This window comes from Methylomicrobium album BG8 (genome assembly GCF_000214275.2).
GTDB classification, from domain to species: Bacteria; Pseudomonadota; Gammaproteobacteria; order Methylococcales; family Methylomonadaceae; genus Methylomicrobium; species Methylomicrobium agile.
The window spans coordinates 2,970,467-2,986,673 of record NZ_CM001475.1 but is presented as its reverse complement, the minus strand read 5'-3'; the positions used below and the strand labels follow the sequence as shown (position 1 = coordinate 2,986,673).

Genomic DNA, 16,207 nt, shown 5'->3' with positions numbered 1-16,207 from the left:
AAATAACGCAGCATTCTTTGGGGAATGCTGCGTAAAGTCATTCATCCTAGCGCAAGCTTACCGGAAAGACCGGAGAACCTGCCGGATAGACCGTTTCGGATCGGCTACCTTTGTATACTTGGCGGAATGCGTGGTAAATTACGCCGATTTGAAATGTCTCCTTTTATCCTTCCTGCTTGGCCTTTTGCATACGGCGGCCCTTCGGGCTGGGGCACCATCCGTGCTTTTCCCGAAGACTTCATCGTCCAAGAAGTGCTGGCGTTCGAGCCGTCCGGAACGGGCGAGCATGCTTTCCTGCAGATTCGCAAGATCGGCGAGAATACCGACTATGTGGCACGGCAACTGGCCCGTTTTGCGGATGTCAGGCAGCGCGACATCGGCTTTGCGGGGCTCAAGGACCGCCACGCGGTCACCACCCAATGGTTCAGCGTCTGGCTGCCGGGCAAAGCCGATCCGGACTGGGCCGCGTTCGCCTCGGCTTCGATTGAAGTGCTGCAGGCGACCCGCCATGCACGCAAATTGCAGCGCGGCGCTTTATCCTGCAACCGTTTCGGTTTGACCGTCAGGGAGTGGCGGGGCGATCGGGATAAAGCCGAAGCGCAGCTGGATGCGCTCCAGGTTTCGGGTATCCCCAACTATTTCGGCGAGCAGCGTTTCGGACATCGGGGGCGCAATGTCGAACAGGCGCTGGCCCTGTTCCAGGGGAAGAAGGCCGGCCGCGAGCAGCGCAGCCTTTATTTGTCGGCGGCGCGTTCGTTCCTGTTCAATCAGGTGCTGGCGGGCCGCGTCGAGCAACGGACCTGGAATCGCCCGCTGCCGGGCGAAATCTGCATGCTGGACAAGTCGCACAGCCGTTTCAAAGCCGATACCCTGGATCAGGCGATAGCGGGACGCGTCGAGGCGGGAGAAATTCATCCGACCGGCGTCCTTTGGGGGCGAGGCGACAGCGGGGTCACGGAGGCGGTAGCGGCGCTCGAAGCCGAAGTGATCGGGCGCTTTCCCGAACTGGCGGAGGGGCTCCAGGACAGCGGCGTCGAAATCGAACGGCGGGCGCTGCGGGTCAACGTGCCGGATTTGGCATGGGAGTTCTTGGATGACCGGCTGCAGTTACGCTTTTCGCTGCCCGCCGGCAGTTATGCGACGGCGCTGCTGCGCGAGGTGATCGATTGGAATGATTGAGCCGTTGCATCGGTAAGCCGTTCTTCCTTTTATATTTTCTCACCTCTGTTTACATGGTTTTACGACGGGAGCGTAGCGGTGGGAAATTCCGTAGGGTACGCTGTGCGTACCATTTCACCCCCGATGGTACGCACAGCGTACCCTACAATGGAATATAGAATGTTTGGTGCGCTTCACTGCGTTCAGCACACCCTACGGGATCTCTCTTAAAATAGCAGCTCGTCTCTTTTGGCGAATTTTTCGGACAACCTGAGCAGGACCAGCACTGCGCCCGCTCCGCCATCCCGTGGTTTCGCCGAACAGAAGGCCAGCACATCCCGGTGCTGGCGCAGCCAGAGATTCAGGCTGTTTTTCAGAACCGGCAGATTGTCGGGCGAACGGTAGCCCTTGCCGTGAATGATCAGTACGCAACGGCAGCCATCGATCACCGCGCGTTGCAGGAATATCAAGAGCTGACGCTTCGCTTCCTCGCTGGTCAGGCCGTGCAGGTCGATTTCGGCGTCCAGCCCGAACTGGCCCTTGCGCATTTTGGCGGGCACGCTTTTCTGTACTCCCGGCGCAAGATAGCTGAGCCGGTCTTCGATGCTGACCGGATCCAGGTCGTAATCCTGTTGTTCGGCAAGGCGGCTTTCGGCTTCGGCGGGTCGATGTTTCGGGTACGGCTTCGGTTTTTCGCCGCTATCCAGCCGTACTTTGTCGTCCTTGATCGCACGCACCTGGCCGATGGCGAGATGGAACAGTCCGCTGTCTTCGGAATCGGGGATTTTTTTTGTCACGAAAGCTGATTTTATGGGGCATTGTTGCTAATATCTCGAGATTTTATAGTGGATTCCGCTTTTGGGCTAACCATAAATGCATATTTTGTTGAGTAACGACGACGGTTATCTGGCCGAAGGACTCGTCGCGCTGGCCGGCGCCTTGCGTCCCTATGCCGATATCTCGGTCGTGGCGCCCGATCGCAATCGCAGCGCGGCCAGCAATTCGCTGACCCTGGAAATGCCGCTCCGCGCGCACGTGGCCGACAACGGCTTCATCAAGGTCGACGGCACGCCGACCGATTGCGTGCACTTGGCCATCACGGGGCTCCTGGAGCCGGAACCGGACATGGTGTTCGCGGGAATCAACCACGGCGCGAATCTGGGCGACGATGTCCTGTATTCGGGCACGGTCGCCGCAGCCACCGAAGGGCGCTTTCTGGGCTTGCCGGCGGTGGCGATTTCGCTGGCCTGCAACGAAGAGCCGCAGCATTTCGAAACGGCGGCCGAGGTGGCGGTGGTGCTGTTGAAGCGCCTCGTCGACAGGCCGTTGCCGCGCGATACTCTGCTGAACGTGAACGTGCCGGACGTCGCGCCCGAAGATATTCAGGGCTACCGGGCGACCCGGCTGGGCCAGCGCCACAAGTCGGAACCGGTCATTAAACAGCGGGATCCGCGCGGACGGTCGATTTATTGGATAGGCCCGCCCGGCGCGGAGCAGGACGCGGGGCCGGGGACCGATTTTCACGCCGTCAGCATGGGATTTGTCTCGATCACGCCGCTGCAATTGGATTTGACTTGGTACGATAGAATCAATATGGTCAGAAACTGGCTTTCCGGGGAGGTTTGCGCATGAATTCCACCTTGCTAGGCATCGGCATGACTTCGCGGCGGACCCGTGAACGGATGGCCAAGCGCCTGCTCGAACAGGGCATCCGCAACAATAAAGTGCTGGATGTGATGAGCCGGACGCCGCGGCATATTTTTGTGGACGAAGCGTTGTCGAGCCGAGCTTATGAGGATACGGCGCTGCCGATCGGTTTCAACCAGACCATTTCGCAGCCTTATACCGTCGCCAAGATGACCGAATTGCTGCTCGAATTCGGGCGTCCCGGCAAGGTGCTGGAAATCGGGACCGGCTGCGGCTACCAGACCGCGATTCTGGCGCAGCTGGTCGATCATGTGTACACGGTCGAACGGATTCTGCCGCTGCATAAGAAGGCCAAGGACCACTTATGGAGCCTGAGGCTGAAAAATATCAGCTATCTGCACAGCGACGGCGGCTGGGGCTGGCCGGAGCACGCGCCGTATGACGGGATTCTGGTGGCGGCGGCGCCTTCCGAAATTCCCGAAATGCTGCTCGAACAAATGGCGGTCGGCGGCGTGATGATCATCCCGATCGGGCGCGGCGACAGACAGGAACTGCAGCGGGTGTTCAGGACCGAGAACGGCTATGAGATTGAAGAACTGGAACCGGTGACCTTCGTGCCGTTTCTGGCCGGCCGGGAGTGAAACCGGTTTTGCGCTTCGTCGTGGCGCCGCTTTATTTGTTACCCATGTTTTGGCGCAAACAGGATGACTGCCATGCCGCATAAGGCTATCAATGAACCAGTCAGGTCCCACACCGAAGGTTTGATTCCATCGACCACCCATAACCACATGACCGCGACAAAAATATAGATGCCGCCGTAGGCGGCATATACCCGGCCGGCCGCAGTCGGGTGCAACGACAGCAGCCAGGCAAACAGGGCGAGGCTGATCGCTGCCGGAACCAGCAACCACGGCGACTTGTTTTCCTTGAGCCAGAGATAAGGCAAATAGCAACCCAGGATCTCGGACAGGGCGGTGACAAAAAACAGGGCGACAGTCTTGATCTCAAACATATCGATGCTCAAACCGGTTTGGGTAAGGATGCGGTCGCTTTTTACCGTTCGATTAAGAATTTGACCAGCTTGACCGCGTTCTGGTCGCTTTGAATGATTTCCAGCGGATAGCCGTGCAATTTGATGCTGGTACCTTCTTCGGGGATTGTTTCCATGAATTCGATGATTAGGCCGTTCAACGTTTTAGGGCCTTCGGTCGGCAGTTCCCATTGCATCAGCCGGTTCAGTTCCCGGATCGTGATGCCGGCATCGACCAGATAGCTGCCGTCGGCCTGTTTCTTGACGGTCATTTCGTCGGTGACCAGTTCGCCGACGATTTCCTGCAGCAAGTCGTCGAGGGTTACAAGCCCCTGCACGTCGCCGTACTCGTCGACCACCAGGCCGATTCGTAGCTTTTCCATCTTAAAGTGCTGAATCTGGTTGTGGATCGGCGTGCTGTCCGGAATGAAGGCCGGTTTGATCAACGCATTCATCAGCATCTGTTTGTCGAAATTCTCCTGATTGATTTTTACCAGCACATTGCGCAGGTGTAAGAATCCGACGACCCGGTCGATGCTTTTCTTATATACCGGCAAGCGCGTATGCGGGCTGTTCCTGATCTGGTTGACGATGTCTTCGATCGGCAGCTCCAGGTCGATTCCGTAGATTTCGTTGCGCGGCGTCATGATGTCTTCGACCGTCGCCGATTCGAGATCGAGAATGCCCAGCAGCATTTTCTGGTAGCGCGAGGGAATCAGGCTTTCCGCTTCGGTGACGATGCTGCGCAGTTCTTCCTTGTTCAGGGTTTCGTGGCTGTTCTTGCTGACCTGGACGCCGACCATCCGAAGCAGCAGGTTCGCGGTCAGGTTGATGCTCAATACCAGCGGGTAAGCGGCTTTCAGGAGCGGGACGTAGATCCAGGCGGCCGGAAACGCCAGCGCTTCGGGCTTTACCGCGGCCAGGGTTTTCGGCGTCACTTCGGAAAAGATCAACACCACGATCGTCAGCAGAATCGCCGCAATCGTAATGACCGATTCGTCTTCGCCATAGAGCCGGATCGCAATCACCGTGGCGATCGAGGAGGCGGCGATATTCACGAAGACATTCCCGAGCAGGATCAGGCTGATCAAACGGTCGGGGCGCTGCAGCAGTCGGTGGGCCTTGGTGGCGCCTTTATGCTTCAATTTGACCAGATGCTTCAGCCGATACCGGTTCAGCATCATCAATGCGGTCTCGGAGCCGGAAAAAAATGAGGATAAGACGAGCATCAGGGCCAGCAAGGCCCAAAGTAAACCGAGAGGTAAGTCGTTCAAGTAAGAGAATCTCTTTTATTTGGGAAGTGATTAGATAGTGTCGTCACAAGATAAGTCTTTGTCAGGTATAATACGGAGATTGTCGTTGCTGATGAGATTAAAGAGCCATGTCCCAACCTGCCCACCGCCGCCATGACATTTCCGATACGGTTTGGAGCTTACTGGAACCCCATCTGCCCGGCCGTGCCGGGGCCTGGGGCGGAAAAGCGCGAGACAACCGCTTGTTTATCAATGCGGTCTTCTGGATTTTGCGTACCGGTGCGCCATGGCGCGACCTGCCACCTGACTATGGCGATTGGAAGAACACCCATCGCCGGTTTTGCCGTTGGCGAGATCACGGCGTCTGGGAAGCCCTGTTGGAACAGTTGGTCACCGAACCCGACTATGAATGGTTGATGATTGATGCCAGCCACATCAAAGTCCATCCGCATGCGACCGGCGCGCAAGGCGGCAATCAGGGCATGGCGGTCACAAAAGGGGGCTCAACAGTAAGATACATCTGGCCGTGGATGCGCATGGTATGCCGGTCAGAATCCTTATTACAGCAGGTACCACAGCAGATTGTTCGCAGGCTTCAGCCTTGATCGAAGGCGTGGATGCTCAGTACTTATTGGCGGACAAAGGCTACGATAGCGATGCTATCGTAGCCCAAGCCGAAGCAAATCAGATGACGGTGGTCATTCCGCCACGCCGCAATCGAAAACAACCCCGCGACTACGATCGCGACCTGTACAAACTGCGGCATTTAGTAGAAAACGCGTTCTTGCACCTCAAGCGCTGGCGAGGTATTGCCACACGCTATGCCAAGAACACCGCATCGTTCCTGGCCGCTGTGCAGATCCGGTGCATCGCCCTGTGGACAGCTATCTTATGACGACACTATCTAGTCTCTACGAATTGAGAAATTTTTGTCAAGACATCCTTCAAATAAAGCCGACAAATTTTACAACAGTTTAAAACTGAACTGTTATAGAATATGCGGTCAAGCTTCTTAATTTGAAAGCATTTTTTAACGACGCAAAAAAGATCGGGAGTTATTTCATGCGCATTATTCTTTTAGGGAGTCCGGGGTCCGGCAAGGGAACTCAGGCTCAATTCATCACTCAAAAATACGGCATTCCCCAGATTTCGACGGGCGATATGCTGCGTGCCGCGGTCAGAGCGGGAACGCCTTTGGGGATTGAAGCCAAAAAAGTGATGGATGCGGGCGGCTTGGTGTCGGACGACATCATCCTGGGACTGATCAAGGAGCGCATCGCCCAGGATGACTGCAACACGGGTTTCCTGCTGGACGGGTTTCCGCGCACGATCGCACAGGCCGAAGGTTTGAAGGCAATGGGCATCGACGTTACCCATGTTGTCGAAATCGCCGTCGACGACGAGGAAATCGTCAAGCGGATGGCCGGCCGGCGCGTGCATCCTGCCTCGGGACGCAGCTACCATGTGATTTTCAATCCGCCGAAAGTCGATCATGTCGATGACGTGACCGGCGAGCCGCTGATCCAGCGCGACGACGATAAGGAAGAGACGGTCCGCAAGCGTCTCCAGGTTTATCACGAACAGACCAAGCCGCTGGTCGGGTATTATTCCGCCGAGGGTCAAACCGCCAAATTCACCACGATTGCCGGCATCGGCGATGTCGGAGAAATTACCGCCAAACTGTTTGCCGTCCTCGATTGAAGTTCATCGTTATTATTCATTCCGCCGTACCCATCGGCCCAACTACACACAAGAGCTATGCCGGGTAAAACTTTATATGACAAATTATGGGAAGATCATGTCGTCCATACCGAGGAAGACGGGTCTTCATTGATTTATATCGACCGCCAGCTGGTGCATGAAGTCACCTCGCCGCAGGCTTTCGAAGGCCTGCGCCTGACCGGCCGCAAGCCGTGGCGCACCGACCGAAACCTGGCGGTCGCCGATCACAACGTGCCGACCACCGACCGCGACAAGGGCATTGCCGATCCGGTTTCCCGTTTGCAGGTCGAAACCCTCGAAAAGAACTGCGCCGAATTCGGTATCACCGAGTTCGACATGGCCGACATACGCCAGGGTATCGTGCACGTGATCGGTCCGGAGCAGGGCGCGACCTTGCCGGGCATGACCATCGTCTGCGGCGATTCGCATACTTCCACGCACGGCGCGTCCGGCGCGTTGGCGTTCGGGATCGGCACGTCCGAGGTCGAGCACGTGATGGCGACCCAGTGCCTGGTGCAGAAAAAAGCCAAAAACATGCTGATCCGAGTCAACGGCAAGACCGGACCGGGCGTGACCGCGAAAGACATCGTGCTGGCGATCATCGGCAAGATCGGCACCGCCGGCGGCAACGGCTATACGCTCGAATTCGCCGGCGAGGCGATTCGCGCCTTGTCGATGGAAGGCCGCATGACTGTCTGCAACATGGCGATCGAGGCCGGCGCACGCGCGGGCCTGATCGGCGTCGACGAGGTGACGATCGATTATTACCGCGACCGTCCTTATGCGCCGAAAGGCAACGACTGGTACATGGCGGAACGGTTGTGGCAGAACCTGCATTCGGATCCCGATGCGAAATTCGACAAGGTCGTCGACCTCGACGCCGCCTCGATCCGGCCGCAGGTGACTTGGGGCACTTCCCCGGAGCTGGTGGTTTCGGTCGACGACAAAGTGCCGAATCCCGAGCTCGAAGCGGATGCGGTCAAGAAGCAAAGCATGATCCAGGCGCTGAAGTACATGGATCTGGAGCCGGGACAGGCGATTACCGACATCAAGCTCGACAAGATTTTCATAGGTTCGTGCACCAATTCCCGGATCGAGGACTTGCGTGCGGCGGCCGCGGTGGCGAAAGGTAAAAAAGTGGCATCGAGCATCAAGCTGGCGATGGTCGTTCCGGGCTCCGGCCTGGTCAAACAACAGGCCGAAGCGGAGGGCCTGGACAAGGTTTTCACCGAGGCCGGTTTCGAATGGCGCGATCCGGGCTGTTCGATGTGTCTGGCGATGAATGCGGACCGGCTGGAGCCGGGTGAACGCTGCGCGTCGACTTCGAACCGCAATTTCGAAGGCCGCCAGGGTTACGGCGGCCGTACCCATCTGGTCAGTCCTGAGATGGCGGCTGCTGCTGCGATCGAGGGCCATTTTGTCGATGTGAGCACTTGGGAAAAAGAGGCACGCCAATGAGAGCATTTACACAAATAACAGGATTGGTTGCGCCGATCGACCGGGCGAATATCGATACCGATGCGATCATCCCGAAACAATTCCTGAAATCGATCCGCCGTTCCGGCTTCGGTCCTTACCTGTTCGACGAATGGCGTTATCTCGACCGCGGCGAACCGGATATGGACTGCTCGACGCGGCCGTTGAACGAGCATTTCATTCTGAACCGGTCGGAATACCAAGGCGCGGAAATCCTTTTGACCCGCGAAAATTTCGGCTGCGGCTCGTCGCGCGAGCATGCGCCGTGGGCGCTGGAAGATTTCGGCTTCCGTGCGATCATCGCGCCCAGTTTTGCGGACATTTTTTACAATAACTGCTTCAAGAACGGTCTACTGCCGATCGCGCTGCCGGCCGCCGAAGTGGACAGCCTGTTCCAGGAACTGGTTCCCGGCTATCGCCTGACGATCGACCTGGCCGCGCAAACGATCACCACGCCGGCCGGACGGGCGATTCGCTTCGATGTCGACGAGACGCGCAAATACCGTTTGCTGAACGGGCTCGACGATATCGCGTTGTCGCTGCAGCATGCGGACAAGATCCGGGAATATGAGGCCAAACGCGCCAAGCGCGCGCCGTGGCTGTTCACGAACTGATCCGGAAGTTCTTTCCTGCGGCGGATGGGGCGGGGCTTTATCCGCCGCCGTTTGTTTTTCAGAATGAGCCGTGCTTCGGCTGTTTTCCAAGGGTTGTTCAATGTCAAAAGTTTATAACGTGGCAGTGGTTGGCGCGACCGGTGCGGTCGGCGAAGCGATGCTGTCGATTCTCGAAGAGCGCAATTTTCCGGTCGGCGAGGTGTATGCGCTGGCCAGCAGCAAATCCGTCGGCAAGCGGATTCCGTTCAAGGGCGGTACGTTGAAAGTCGAGGATCTGGCGACGTTCGATTTTTCGAAGGCGCAGATCGGCCTGTTTTCGGCCGGCGGCTCGGTCTCCGCCGAATATGCACCCAAAGCCGCGGCGGCCGGCTGCATTGTCGTCGACAATACTTCGCATTTCCGCTATGAAGACGATATTCCGCTGGTGGTCCCGGAAGTGAATCCGGACAAGATCGCCGACTATAAAAACCGCGGGATTATCGCGAATCCGAATTGTTCCACAATTCAAATGTTAGTCGCTTTGAAGCCGATTTACGATGCGGCCGGTATCGATCGGATCAATGTCTGTACTTATCAGGCCGTATCCGGCACAGGTAAAAAGGGCATCGACGAGGTGGCGACCCAGACTGCAAGACTGTTGAACGGCCAACCGATCGAAAGCAAAGTTTATCCGAAACAGATCGCCTTCAATGTATTGCCGCAGATCGACGTATTTCTGGACAACGGCTATACCAAAGAAGAAATGAAGATGGTTTGGGAAACCCAGAAAATCCTCGGCGACGCTTCCGTCAAGGTCAATGCGACCGCGGTCCGGGTGCCGGTTTTTTACGGGCATTCCGAAGCGGTCCATATCGAGACCCGGCAAAAGATCAGCATCGAAAGAGTTAGAGATTTACTCGAACATGCGCCTGGCGTAAAGGTGGTGGATGAACGAAAGAACGGCGGCTGGCCGACTGCAGTGACCGAGTCTTCGGGTCATGATGAAGTCTTTGTCGGCCGGATTCGCGAAGATATCTCCCATCCGCTGGGGCTTGACTTGTGGGTGGTGGGCGACAACGTCCGTAAGGGCGCGGCTTTGAACAGCGTCCAAATCGCCGAGGTGCTGGTAAAAAATTACATCTAGTCTAAGCTTTAACAGAGTGTTTCAACTGTTCGCGGCGTAGACCGAGGTAAGCATTGTGAAAGAGAGTAACGTCAGCAATTTGACCAGGACTTTAGCGGTATTGTCGTTATTGGCCCCGGCCAGCGCCTATCCTCTGGGCATAGGGGAAATAAAATTGCATTCGGCCCTCAATCAAAATCTGGATGCCGAGATTTCCTTGATGCTGTCGGCGGGCGAGCGGATTTCCGATGTCAAGGTCAGCCTTGCGCCTCCCGACAAATTCGACGAACGCGGCGTACCTTGGTCTTATTTCCTCTCGAACATCAGTTTTGAACCGGCAGTCCGGCCCGACGGCTCGGCGGTGATCAAGGTCAGATCACGCGAAGCGTTGAAAGAACCGATTCTGGACTTACTGTTGCAGGTTACCTGGCCGAAAGGAACTTCTTATCGCCAGTTCTCGCTGATGGTCGACCCGCCGGCCGCCTATGTGCAGCCTGTCGTTCCCGTTACGCGGGTTCCCGAAACGATCACGAGCGGCGCGCCCATCAGTCCCGCTCCAACCACCGCCGCAGCGCCTTCCTACGTTACGGAACCGCGTTCCGTGGTTCCGGATTCCGCCGCGATGGCGCCGGACCCGGTGCGCCAGGCGCCTAAAGACGACATCGTCAAAGGCGTCTACGGACCGACCCGGCAGAACGATACGCTGTGGGCCATTGCCGAGAAAGCGGGCAGGCCGTACAAGGTTTCGGTCGAGCAAATGATGGTCGCGATCTACCAGGCCAATCCGAAGGCATTCTATAAAGACAACGTGAATGCCTTGCTGGCGAAGGTCAAGCTTAAAATTCCGGAGCGCGAAGCGGTTGTCAAGTTGTCTCACCAGGAAGCGCTGGCCGAATACAATCGCCAGCGGGAGGCCTGGAAGAACCGGTCGCAACCCGCGTCCTCCGAGGTGGCGGAAGCGGTTCAGGAAAAGGAAGCGCCTGCCGAAAAACCGATCGATAACCAGTTGACTTTGGCGGCGCCTGCCGAAGCGACCGTTGCGGAGAAAGCGGTCATTACTCCGGGCCAGGAGCAGAATGCGGCCAAGTCCGAAGCGGATAAGGCAGCGGCGGGAACTGCCAGCGACAAGGCAAACGAGGAAATGCAGGAAAGAATGGTCGCGCTGGAACAGCAGCTGGCAAAAATGCAGGCCATATTAGCGATCAAGGAACAGCAGTTAGCCGCGTTGCAGGACCAGGTACAAAAGGCCGCTAAAGCCTCGGCCGCGCCAGCCCAGCCGTTGCCGGCAGAACAGGCGGCAGCACCCGCAGTACCCGTCCAGCCAGCCCAACCGGCGCCGCCGGTAACAGCCGCTGCGCAGCCGAACCTCGCCGACGAACAGCCGGTGAAGCCGACAACGCCGGCGATGGCTCAGGAACAGCCGCCGCATCCACCGGAACCCGCTGCCGTTAAAAAGCCGGTTTCCCGTCCCGCTCCGGCGCCTGAACCGGTGGAAGAGCCTCTGCCGTTGGATCTGATAGGGATTGGCGCTGGCGCTATTACGGCGCTGCTGGGACTTTTCTGGTGGCGGCGCCGTAAAATGGCAAGCGAAGCCTCGCTCAACACCGAAAGCATGTTCTCGCCTTCGATCATTTATAAAGCACCTGAGAGCGACTCCACTTTTTCTGTGCCGGCATTGAATGAGAGTACCGCCTACGATGTCGATCCGGTCGGCGAGAGTTCTTTTCTGAGCGAATTCACACCGAGCGATTTCGATGCTTTCGATAGCGATCAAGGCGAGATCGATCCTATTTCCGAGGCCGACGTTTATCTGGCCTATGGGCGTTATCAACAGGCCGAAGAGCTGATGCGCAATGCGGTTACGAACTATCCCGATCGCGATGAATGCAAACTGAAGTTGCTGGAAATTTATTACGCTGCTGAAAATAAGCCGGGTTTCGAAGCGTTTGCAAAAGAACTATCCGCGGCCGGTAAGGATCGGGACAGTGTTTTCTGGGGAAAAGCGGCCGAAATGGGGCGTGAAATTTGCCCTGATTCGGCCTTGTTTGCTTTGCAGTCGGCTCCGGCCGCCTCCAATGCAGGCGCTTCCGTTGCCGGTCAGACGGAGGCGGTCAGCCTTGCCAAGCAGGAGGTGCCTGGGCAAGACGATTTCGACATGCCGTTCGACGCTGATTTCGAACCGGCAGCGTTCGATACCTCTGCATTCGATGCGTCCTTTACGAAAAATAGCGAATCGCCGCAAGCTTCCGCTTCTGTTGTCGACCGGGATTTTGCGGATTTCGACCTCGAAGATTTTTCCTTCGGCGAAACGGCGGAGCAGGATGAACCGCGGAATAATGAAAGCATCGACTTCGATCTGGATAAACTGCCTGATCTTGCAGGCGAGCCGGAGGTTCAGGAAAACCGAGCCGATTCGGCGGATCTGCAATTCTCTCCGGGGGCTGACGAAGCGTTTGATTTCGAGCCTCTCGATTTCGATAGGGGATTCAGCGCCGCCGAAAAAAATAAGCAAGACGATGAAATACTCACTGTCGACGACCAGTTCAGTCTGGCGAAAGAAGCCGACGATGACAGGCCGGAAATCGCCTTGGGCGACGATTTCAATTTCGATTTCGATTTCTCTACGCTCGGGGATGACGAGGCGGGAGATGATCTGATTGAAATAACCGGCGTAGCCGATCTGACCGATATGGACGAACTGGAAACCAAACTGGATCTGGCCAGAGCCTACCGTGATATGGGAGACAATGAGTCGGCCCGGGATATTGTGTCGGAAGTGTTGGAAAAAGGCAGCGCCGAACAAAAAAAATTGGCGCAAGTCCTGCTTAATGAGTTGATGTAAACGTCTGTTATTCGTACCATCCCTGAAAAAAGAGGGGTTGGCTCTTTCCGGGATAAGCCGCCGGTCCTTCATTTTCCCGGAATGCCGATGGTGCTGCGGTTTTTAGAACGTGTACCGCGAGCTGTCCTTCGACATTTTGTGGTGCCCGGCCTTCGTGATGCGAAGCGCTTATCTGGCGATAATTTCCAATTTATCCTCTTTAATCCCCAGCAGCAGTTCGCCTCTCAATATGCCGAGCAGTTCCTTGCCGGCCATGCCGTAGCGCCATCCGTGCAGCAGTTGGCACTCGCCTTCGTCATTGTTGAAAAGCAAGGATTCCAAATCTTTCCGGGTGGCGAGAATATTCGGATTCAAGGCGTTTTCTTCGGCCCGGATCCGGACGATCGCCGTCAAGAGGTCGACAATGGCTTCCTGCTGCTGGGTTTTTTTCAGCGGGCGCCCGTCTTCATGCAGAGGGATCGGGGGGCGGTTTTTGGCCTCGCCGATGATTCTGCATAAAGCCGCGCCGTAGCGGCTGACCGTGCGTTCGTTGATGCCGCGGATTTTTGCCAGATCGGCTGCCGTTTCCGGCTGCAGTTTGGCGATGTCGAACAGCAGCTCGTCACGGAGCAGCCAGCCTTTGGGGCGGTTTTCGTTTTGGGCGGTGCTTTCGCGCCATTCGGCCAGCGCCTGAATGATCGAGAGCTGTTTGCCGGTCAGTTTGTTTTTGCCCTTGATTCTCCGCCAGGCATGTTCCGGCAGCACTTCATAAAGGGCCGGATTGGAAAGCTCGGCAAAGTCCGGCTGCAGCCAATCGAGCCGGCCCAAAGCGCTCAGTTTGTCGCGCATGAGCTGATAAATCCGGCACAGATAGATGACATCATCCGCCGCATACTGGATTTCCTCTTCGGTCAGCGGGCGCTTGCTCCAGTCGGCGCGCGTATGCGCCTTGTTCAGGTTGACATTCAATAGATGCGAAACCAGCATCGCATAGCCGGGATTGTCCTGATAACCCAGCAGCGGCGCCGCGACTTGCGTATCGAAGATCGGCGAGGGCAGCTTGCCGGTCAATTGATAAAATATCTCCAGATCCTGGCGGCTGGAATGCAGTACCTTGACGATGCCGGGGTTGTACAGGGCTTCGAATAATTCATCGAGCCGGGGAAGCGCGATCGGATCGACGCATGCCACCCAGTCGGGCGTGGCGATCTGCAGCAGGCAGAATTTTGGGTAATAAGTCTTTTCGCGCAGAAACTCCGTATCGATGGCAATCCAGGGAGTCGAATGGATGCGGGTGCAAAGCTCGGCAAGTTGTGCGGGGGCGTCAATATACTCAATGGTCGTTGTTTTCACGTTTCGAACCTTAAATGGAGGCGATCAATCGGATAATATCTAAATAAACACGCAACGGGTTCAGTTTTTACCTGGGAAGCCGGCCGCTTCAGGCTGTTGTCGGGCAATCGGCTGGCGATTGCGCCCGTAACGAGGCTTGCCGTGTTTTTTCGCACGCCGATTTTTTACCCGCCGAATGCCCAGTTTTTGATGGTTGATTTCGACCGTTTTCAGATGCTGAAAAATGTCCGGCGGCATTTCATCGGGCAGTTCGATCAGCGTATGGAAATCCTGAATGTCGACATGGGTAATATTGTTCTTATCGACCCCCGACTCTTCAACCAGCATTTTCTTGAGCTCTTCCACTGTAATCTGATGCTGGCGCCCAACATCAAGCCGATAGCGCACCATTTTCAGATGCTGGGGAATAGGTTGTTGCCGCAAGGGCTGAGTCCGCTGGGGCTGGAGCGCATCACCGGCCTTATCCGGAAGGCTTGCCGGGGATTGCAGCAGAAACAGCAGGGCAGCGGCGCAATCCAGAAGATCGACTCCGCTGCCGGCTTCGCAGAGCCTCTTCAGATGGGCGCGCTGAGCTTCGAGATCTTCGAGAGCGATAATCTGCTGTAATTGTCTGTCCAATCCTGCGGGCAGGCCGGTTTTTGGGGTATCGTTCATCCTGGAATAGTCGCGGTCGCGTGAAAGGTGCAAGTCGTTATCGGCATGATCATGGCGGCCAACACGGTGTCTGCTCTCGGCTAGAGCCTGTCCTCGTAGATTTCGACATAGGCTTCATCTCGAATTCGGCGAATCCAGAGCTCGGTTTCTTCTTCGATTTTCCGTTTGCGTATCGCTTCGCGAGCCAGATTTTTCTGGTGCTCTTCGCTATTGTCTTTCGTTTCGCGATCCAGCACCTGAATCAGATGCCAGCCGAATTGGGTTTGAACGGGGTCGCTGATTTCTTTGACAGCAAGCCGGTTCATGGCTTCCTCGAACTCCTTGACCAAATCACCGGGATTGACTTTGCCCAAAGAGCCGCCTTTCAGGGCAGAGCCTTTATCGTCCGAATGCGCACGCGCGAGCGCGGCGAAATCGTCGCCATCGGTAATGCGGGTCTTTAGCGCCAAGAGGCGTTTTTTCGCTTCGTTATCGTCAATCAATTCGTTGGTCTTGATCAGGATATGCCGGACTTCGGTTTTGGTGACCGTATGATTGTCGGTTCCCTTCGAGTCGATCAGCTTGATGATATGAAAGCCGCTCGGGCTGCGTATCGGCTCGGAAACCTCGCCGATGGCCATTTTTTGCGCGGTATCCGCAAAAAGGGTCGGAATCTCGTTCAAATTGCGCCAGCCGAGATCGCCGCCGGATAACGCATTGTCGTCGTCCGAATTGCTGACCGCGGTATGGGTAAAATCCTGGCCCCGGCGCAACTTCGCGACGAGGTCGGAAGCCTTGCTTTGGGCGGTTTGGATTTCGGAAGCGGATGCGCCTTCTTTCACTGCGATCAGAATATGTCCCAAACGGTATTGCACCGACTCAGTGCCGATTTTGCCCTGGGTGTCGAGGTAGTGCTCGATTTCCCGGTCGGTAACCTTGATCCGCGCGCCGATTTCGCGAGCGCGCAACTGATTGATCATGATTTCGTTGCGCACATTGTCCAGGAAGCTTTTATAGGCCATGCCCTGGCTGATCAGTTCGTTCCGGAACTCGTCGGGGCTCATGTTGTTGTTGCGCGCGATTTCGGTGACCGAGCTGTTCAGCATTTCGTCGCTGACCGTAATGCCGGCTTTTTCGGCCAGCTGCCTCTGAAGTTTGTCGATGATCAATTTTTCCAGCACCTGGTGGCGCAAGGTCGACGCAGACGGCATCGCGACATTCGACGAACGCATCCGCTCTGCGATGATATAGGATTCTTTTTCCAGTTCGCGTTCCAATACGACGTCATCCTCGACGATCGCGACGATCGTGTCGAGCATTTCGGCGCGGGCTGTGCCGGTTACCGTCAGAAGGTGGAGCAGAAAAAACGCAATAAAAAACTGTTTCATCACGGCTGCG

The 16,207-nt window shown here is 56.5% G+C and carries 15 protein-coding genes; 9 read left to right on the top strand and 6 right to left on the bottom strand.

The window, feature by feature from the left end; translation table 11 throughout:
* Positions 1–153: 153 nt before the first annotated feature.
* Entirely contained in the window at positions 154–1,179 is a 1,026-nt protein-coding gene (gene truD / locus METAL_RS12825) for a tRNA pseudouridine(13) synthase TruD (protein ID WP_005372936.1), read from the top strand.
* Between the two features lie 206 nt (positions 1,180–1,385).
* On the opposite strand, the gene METAL_RS12820 is transcribed toward truD, so the two are convergent.
* Complete coding sequence (locus tag METAL_RS12820) at positions 1,386–1,955, bottom strand: Smr/MutS family protein (RefSeq protein WP_005372935.1); 570 nt, start codon at positions 1,953–1,955, stop codon at positions 1,386–1,388.
* Positions 1,956–2,031: 76 nt separating this feature from the next.
* Between METAL_RS12820 and surE the strand changes: the two genes are divergently transcribed.
* Both surE and METAL_RS12810 read left to right on the top strand, forming a co-directional pair.
* Complete coding sequence (surE, locus tag METAL_RS12815) at positions 2,032–2,790, top strand: 5'/3'-nucleotidase SurE (RefSeq protein WP_005372934.1); 759 nt, start codon at positions 2,032–2,034, stop codon at positions 2,788–2,790.
* Entirely contained in the window at positions 2,787–3,446 is a 660-nt protein-coding gene (locus tag METAL_RS12810) for a protein-L-isoaspartate(D-aspartate) O-methyltransferase (protein ID WP_005372930.1), read from the top strand. Before surE ends, METAL_RS12810 begins: the two co-directional genes overlap by 4 nt.
* A 38-nt stretch (positions 3,447–3,484) precedes the next feature.
* Here METAL_RS12810 and METAL_RS12805 read toward each other — a convergent pair whose 3' ends face one another.
* Together METAL_RS12805 and METAL_RS12800 are read right to left on the bottom strand one after the other, a co-directional pair.
* Positions 3,485–3,829 (bottom strand): YnfA family protein, encoded by a 345-nt coding sequence (locus METAL_RS12805; protein WP_425357657.1) that lies wholly within the window; start codon positions 3,827–3,829, stop codon positions 3,485–3,487.
* A 29-nt stretch (positions 3,830–3,858) separates the two neighbouring features.
* Positions 3,859–5,109 (bottom strand): HlyC/CorC family transporter, encoded by a 1,251-nt coding sequence (locus METAL_RS12800; protein ID WP_005372927.1) that lies wholly within the window; start codon positions 5,107–5,109, stop codon positions 3,859–3,861.
* A 107-nt stretch (positions 5,110–5,216) separates the two neighbouring features.
* Between METAL_RS12800 and METAL_RS22170 the strand changes: the two genes are divergently transcribed.
* The 6 genes from METAL_RS22170 to METAL_RS12765 all read left to right on the top strand — a co-directional run bounded on the left by METAL_RS22170 (position 5,217) and on the right by METAL_RS12765 (position 12,844).
* A protein-coding gene (locus METAL_RS22170) for an IS5 family transposase (RefSeq protein WP_157203341.1) occupies positions 5,217–5,983 on the top strand; the annotation gives its coding sequence in 2 pieces (ribosomal slippage) (positions 5,217–5,592 and positions 5,592–5,983; 768 coding nt in all).
* Positions 5,984–6,150: 167 nt separating this feature from the next.
* The gene (gene adk, locus METAL_RS12785) at positions 6,151–6,789 is read left to right on the top strand and encodes an adenylate kinase (RefSeq protein ID WP_005372926.1); all 639 of its coding nucleotides are present in this window, start codon (positions 6,151–6,153) and stop codon (positions 6,787–6,789) included.
* 57 nt (positions 6,790–6,846) lie between these two features.
* Entirely contained in the window at positions 6,847–8,268 is a 1,422-nt protein-coding gene (gene leuC / locus METAL_RS12780) for a 3-isopropylmalate dehydratase large subunit (protein ID WP_005372925.1), read from the top strand.
* Complete coding sequence (gene leuD / locus METAL_RS12775) at positions 8,265–8,900, top strand: 3-isopropylmalate dehydratase small subunit (RefSeq protein WP_005372923.1); 636 nt, start codon at positions 8,265–8,267, stop codon at positions 8,898–8,900. The genes leuC and leuD overlap by 4 nt, the downstream gene beginning before the upstream one ends.
* 100 nt (positions 8,901–9,000) lie before the next feature.
* Positions 9,001–10,023 (top strand): aspartate-semialdehyde dehydrogenase, encoded by a 1,023-nt coding sequence (locus tag METAL_RS12770; RefSeq protein ID WP_005372921.1) that lies wholly within the window; start codon positions 9,001–9,003, stop codon positions 10,021–10,023.
* A 55-nt stretch (positions 10,024–10,078) separates the two neighbouring features.
* Positions 10,079–12,844, top strand: a complete 2,766-nt coding sequence (locus METAL_RS12765; RefSeq protein ID WP_005372919.1) for a motility hub landmark protein FimV — start codon at positions 10,079–10,081, stop codon at positions 12,842–12,844.
* A gap of 168 nt (positions 12,845–13,012) precedes the next feature.
* On the opposite strand, the gene rnd is transcribed toward METAL_RS12765, so the two are convergent.
* The 3 genes from rnd to METAL_RS12750 are packed head-to-tail and all read right to left on the bottom strand — an operon-like array spanning position 13,013 to position 16,197.
* Positions 13,013–14,176 (bottom strand): ribonuclease D, encoded by a 1,164-nt coding sequence (rnd, locus tag METAL_RS12760; RefSeq protein WP_005372917.1) that lies wholly within the window; start codon positions 14,174–14,176, stop codon positions 13,013–13,015.
* A gap of 60 nt (positions 14,177–14,236) precedes the next feature.
* Positions 14,237–14,863, bottom strand: coding sequence for a DbpA RNA binding domain-containing protein (locus METAL_RS12755; RefSeq protein ID WP_157203509.1), 627 nt, complete (start codon positions 14,861–14,863; stop codon positions 14,237–14,239).
* A gap of 47 nt (positions 14,864–14,910) precedes the next feature.
* Positions 14,911–16,197, bottom strand: coding sequence for a peptidylprolyl isomerase (locus METAL_RS12750; protein ID WP_005372915.1), 1,287 nt, complete (start codon positions 16,195–16,197; stop codon positions 14,911–14,913).
* Between the last annotated feature and the right edge of the window lie 10 nt (positions 16,198–16,207).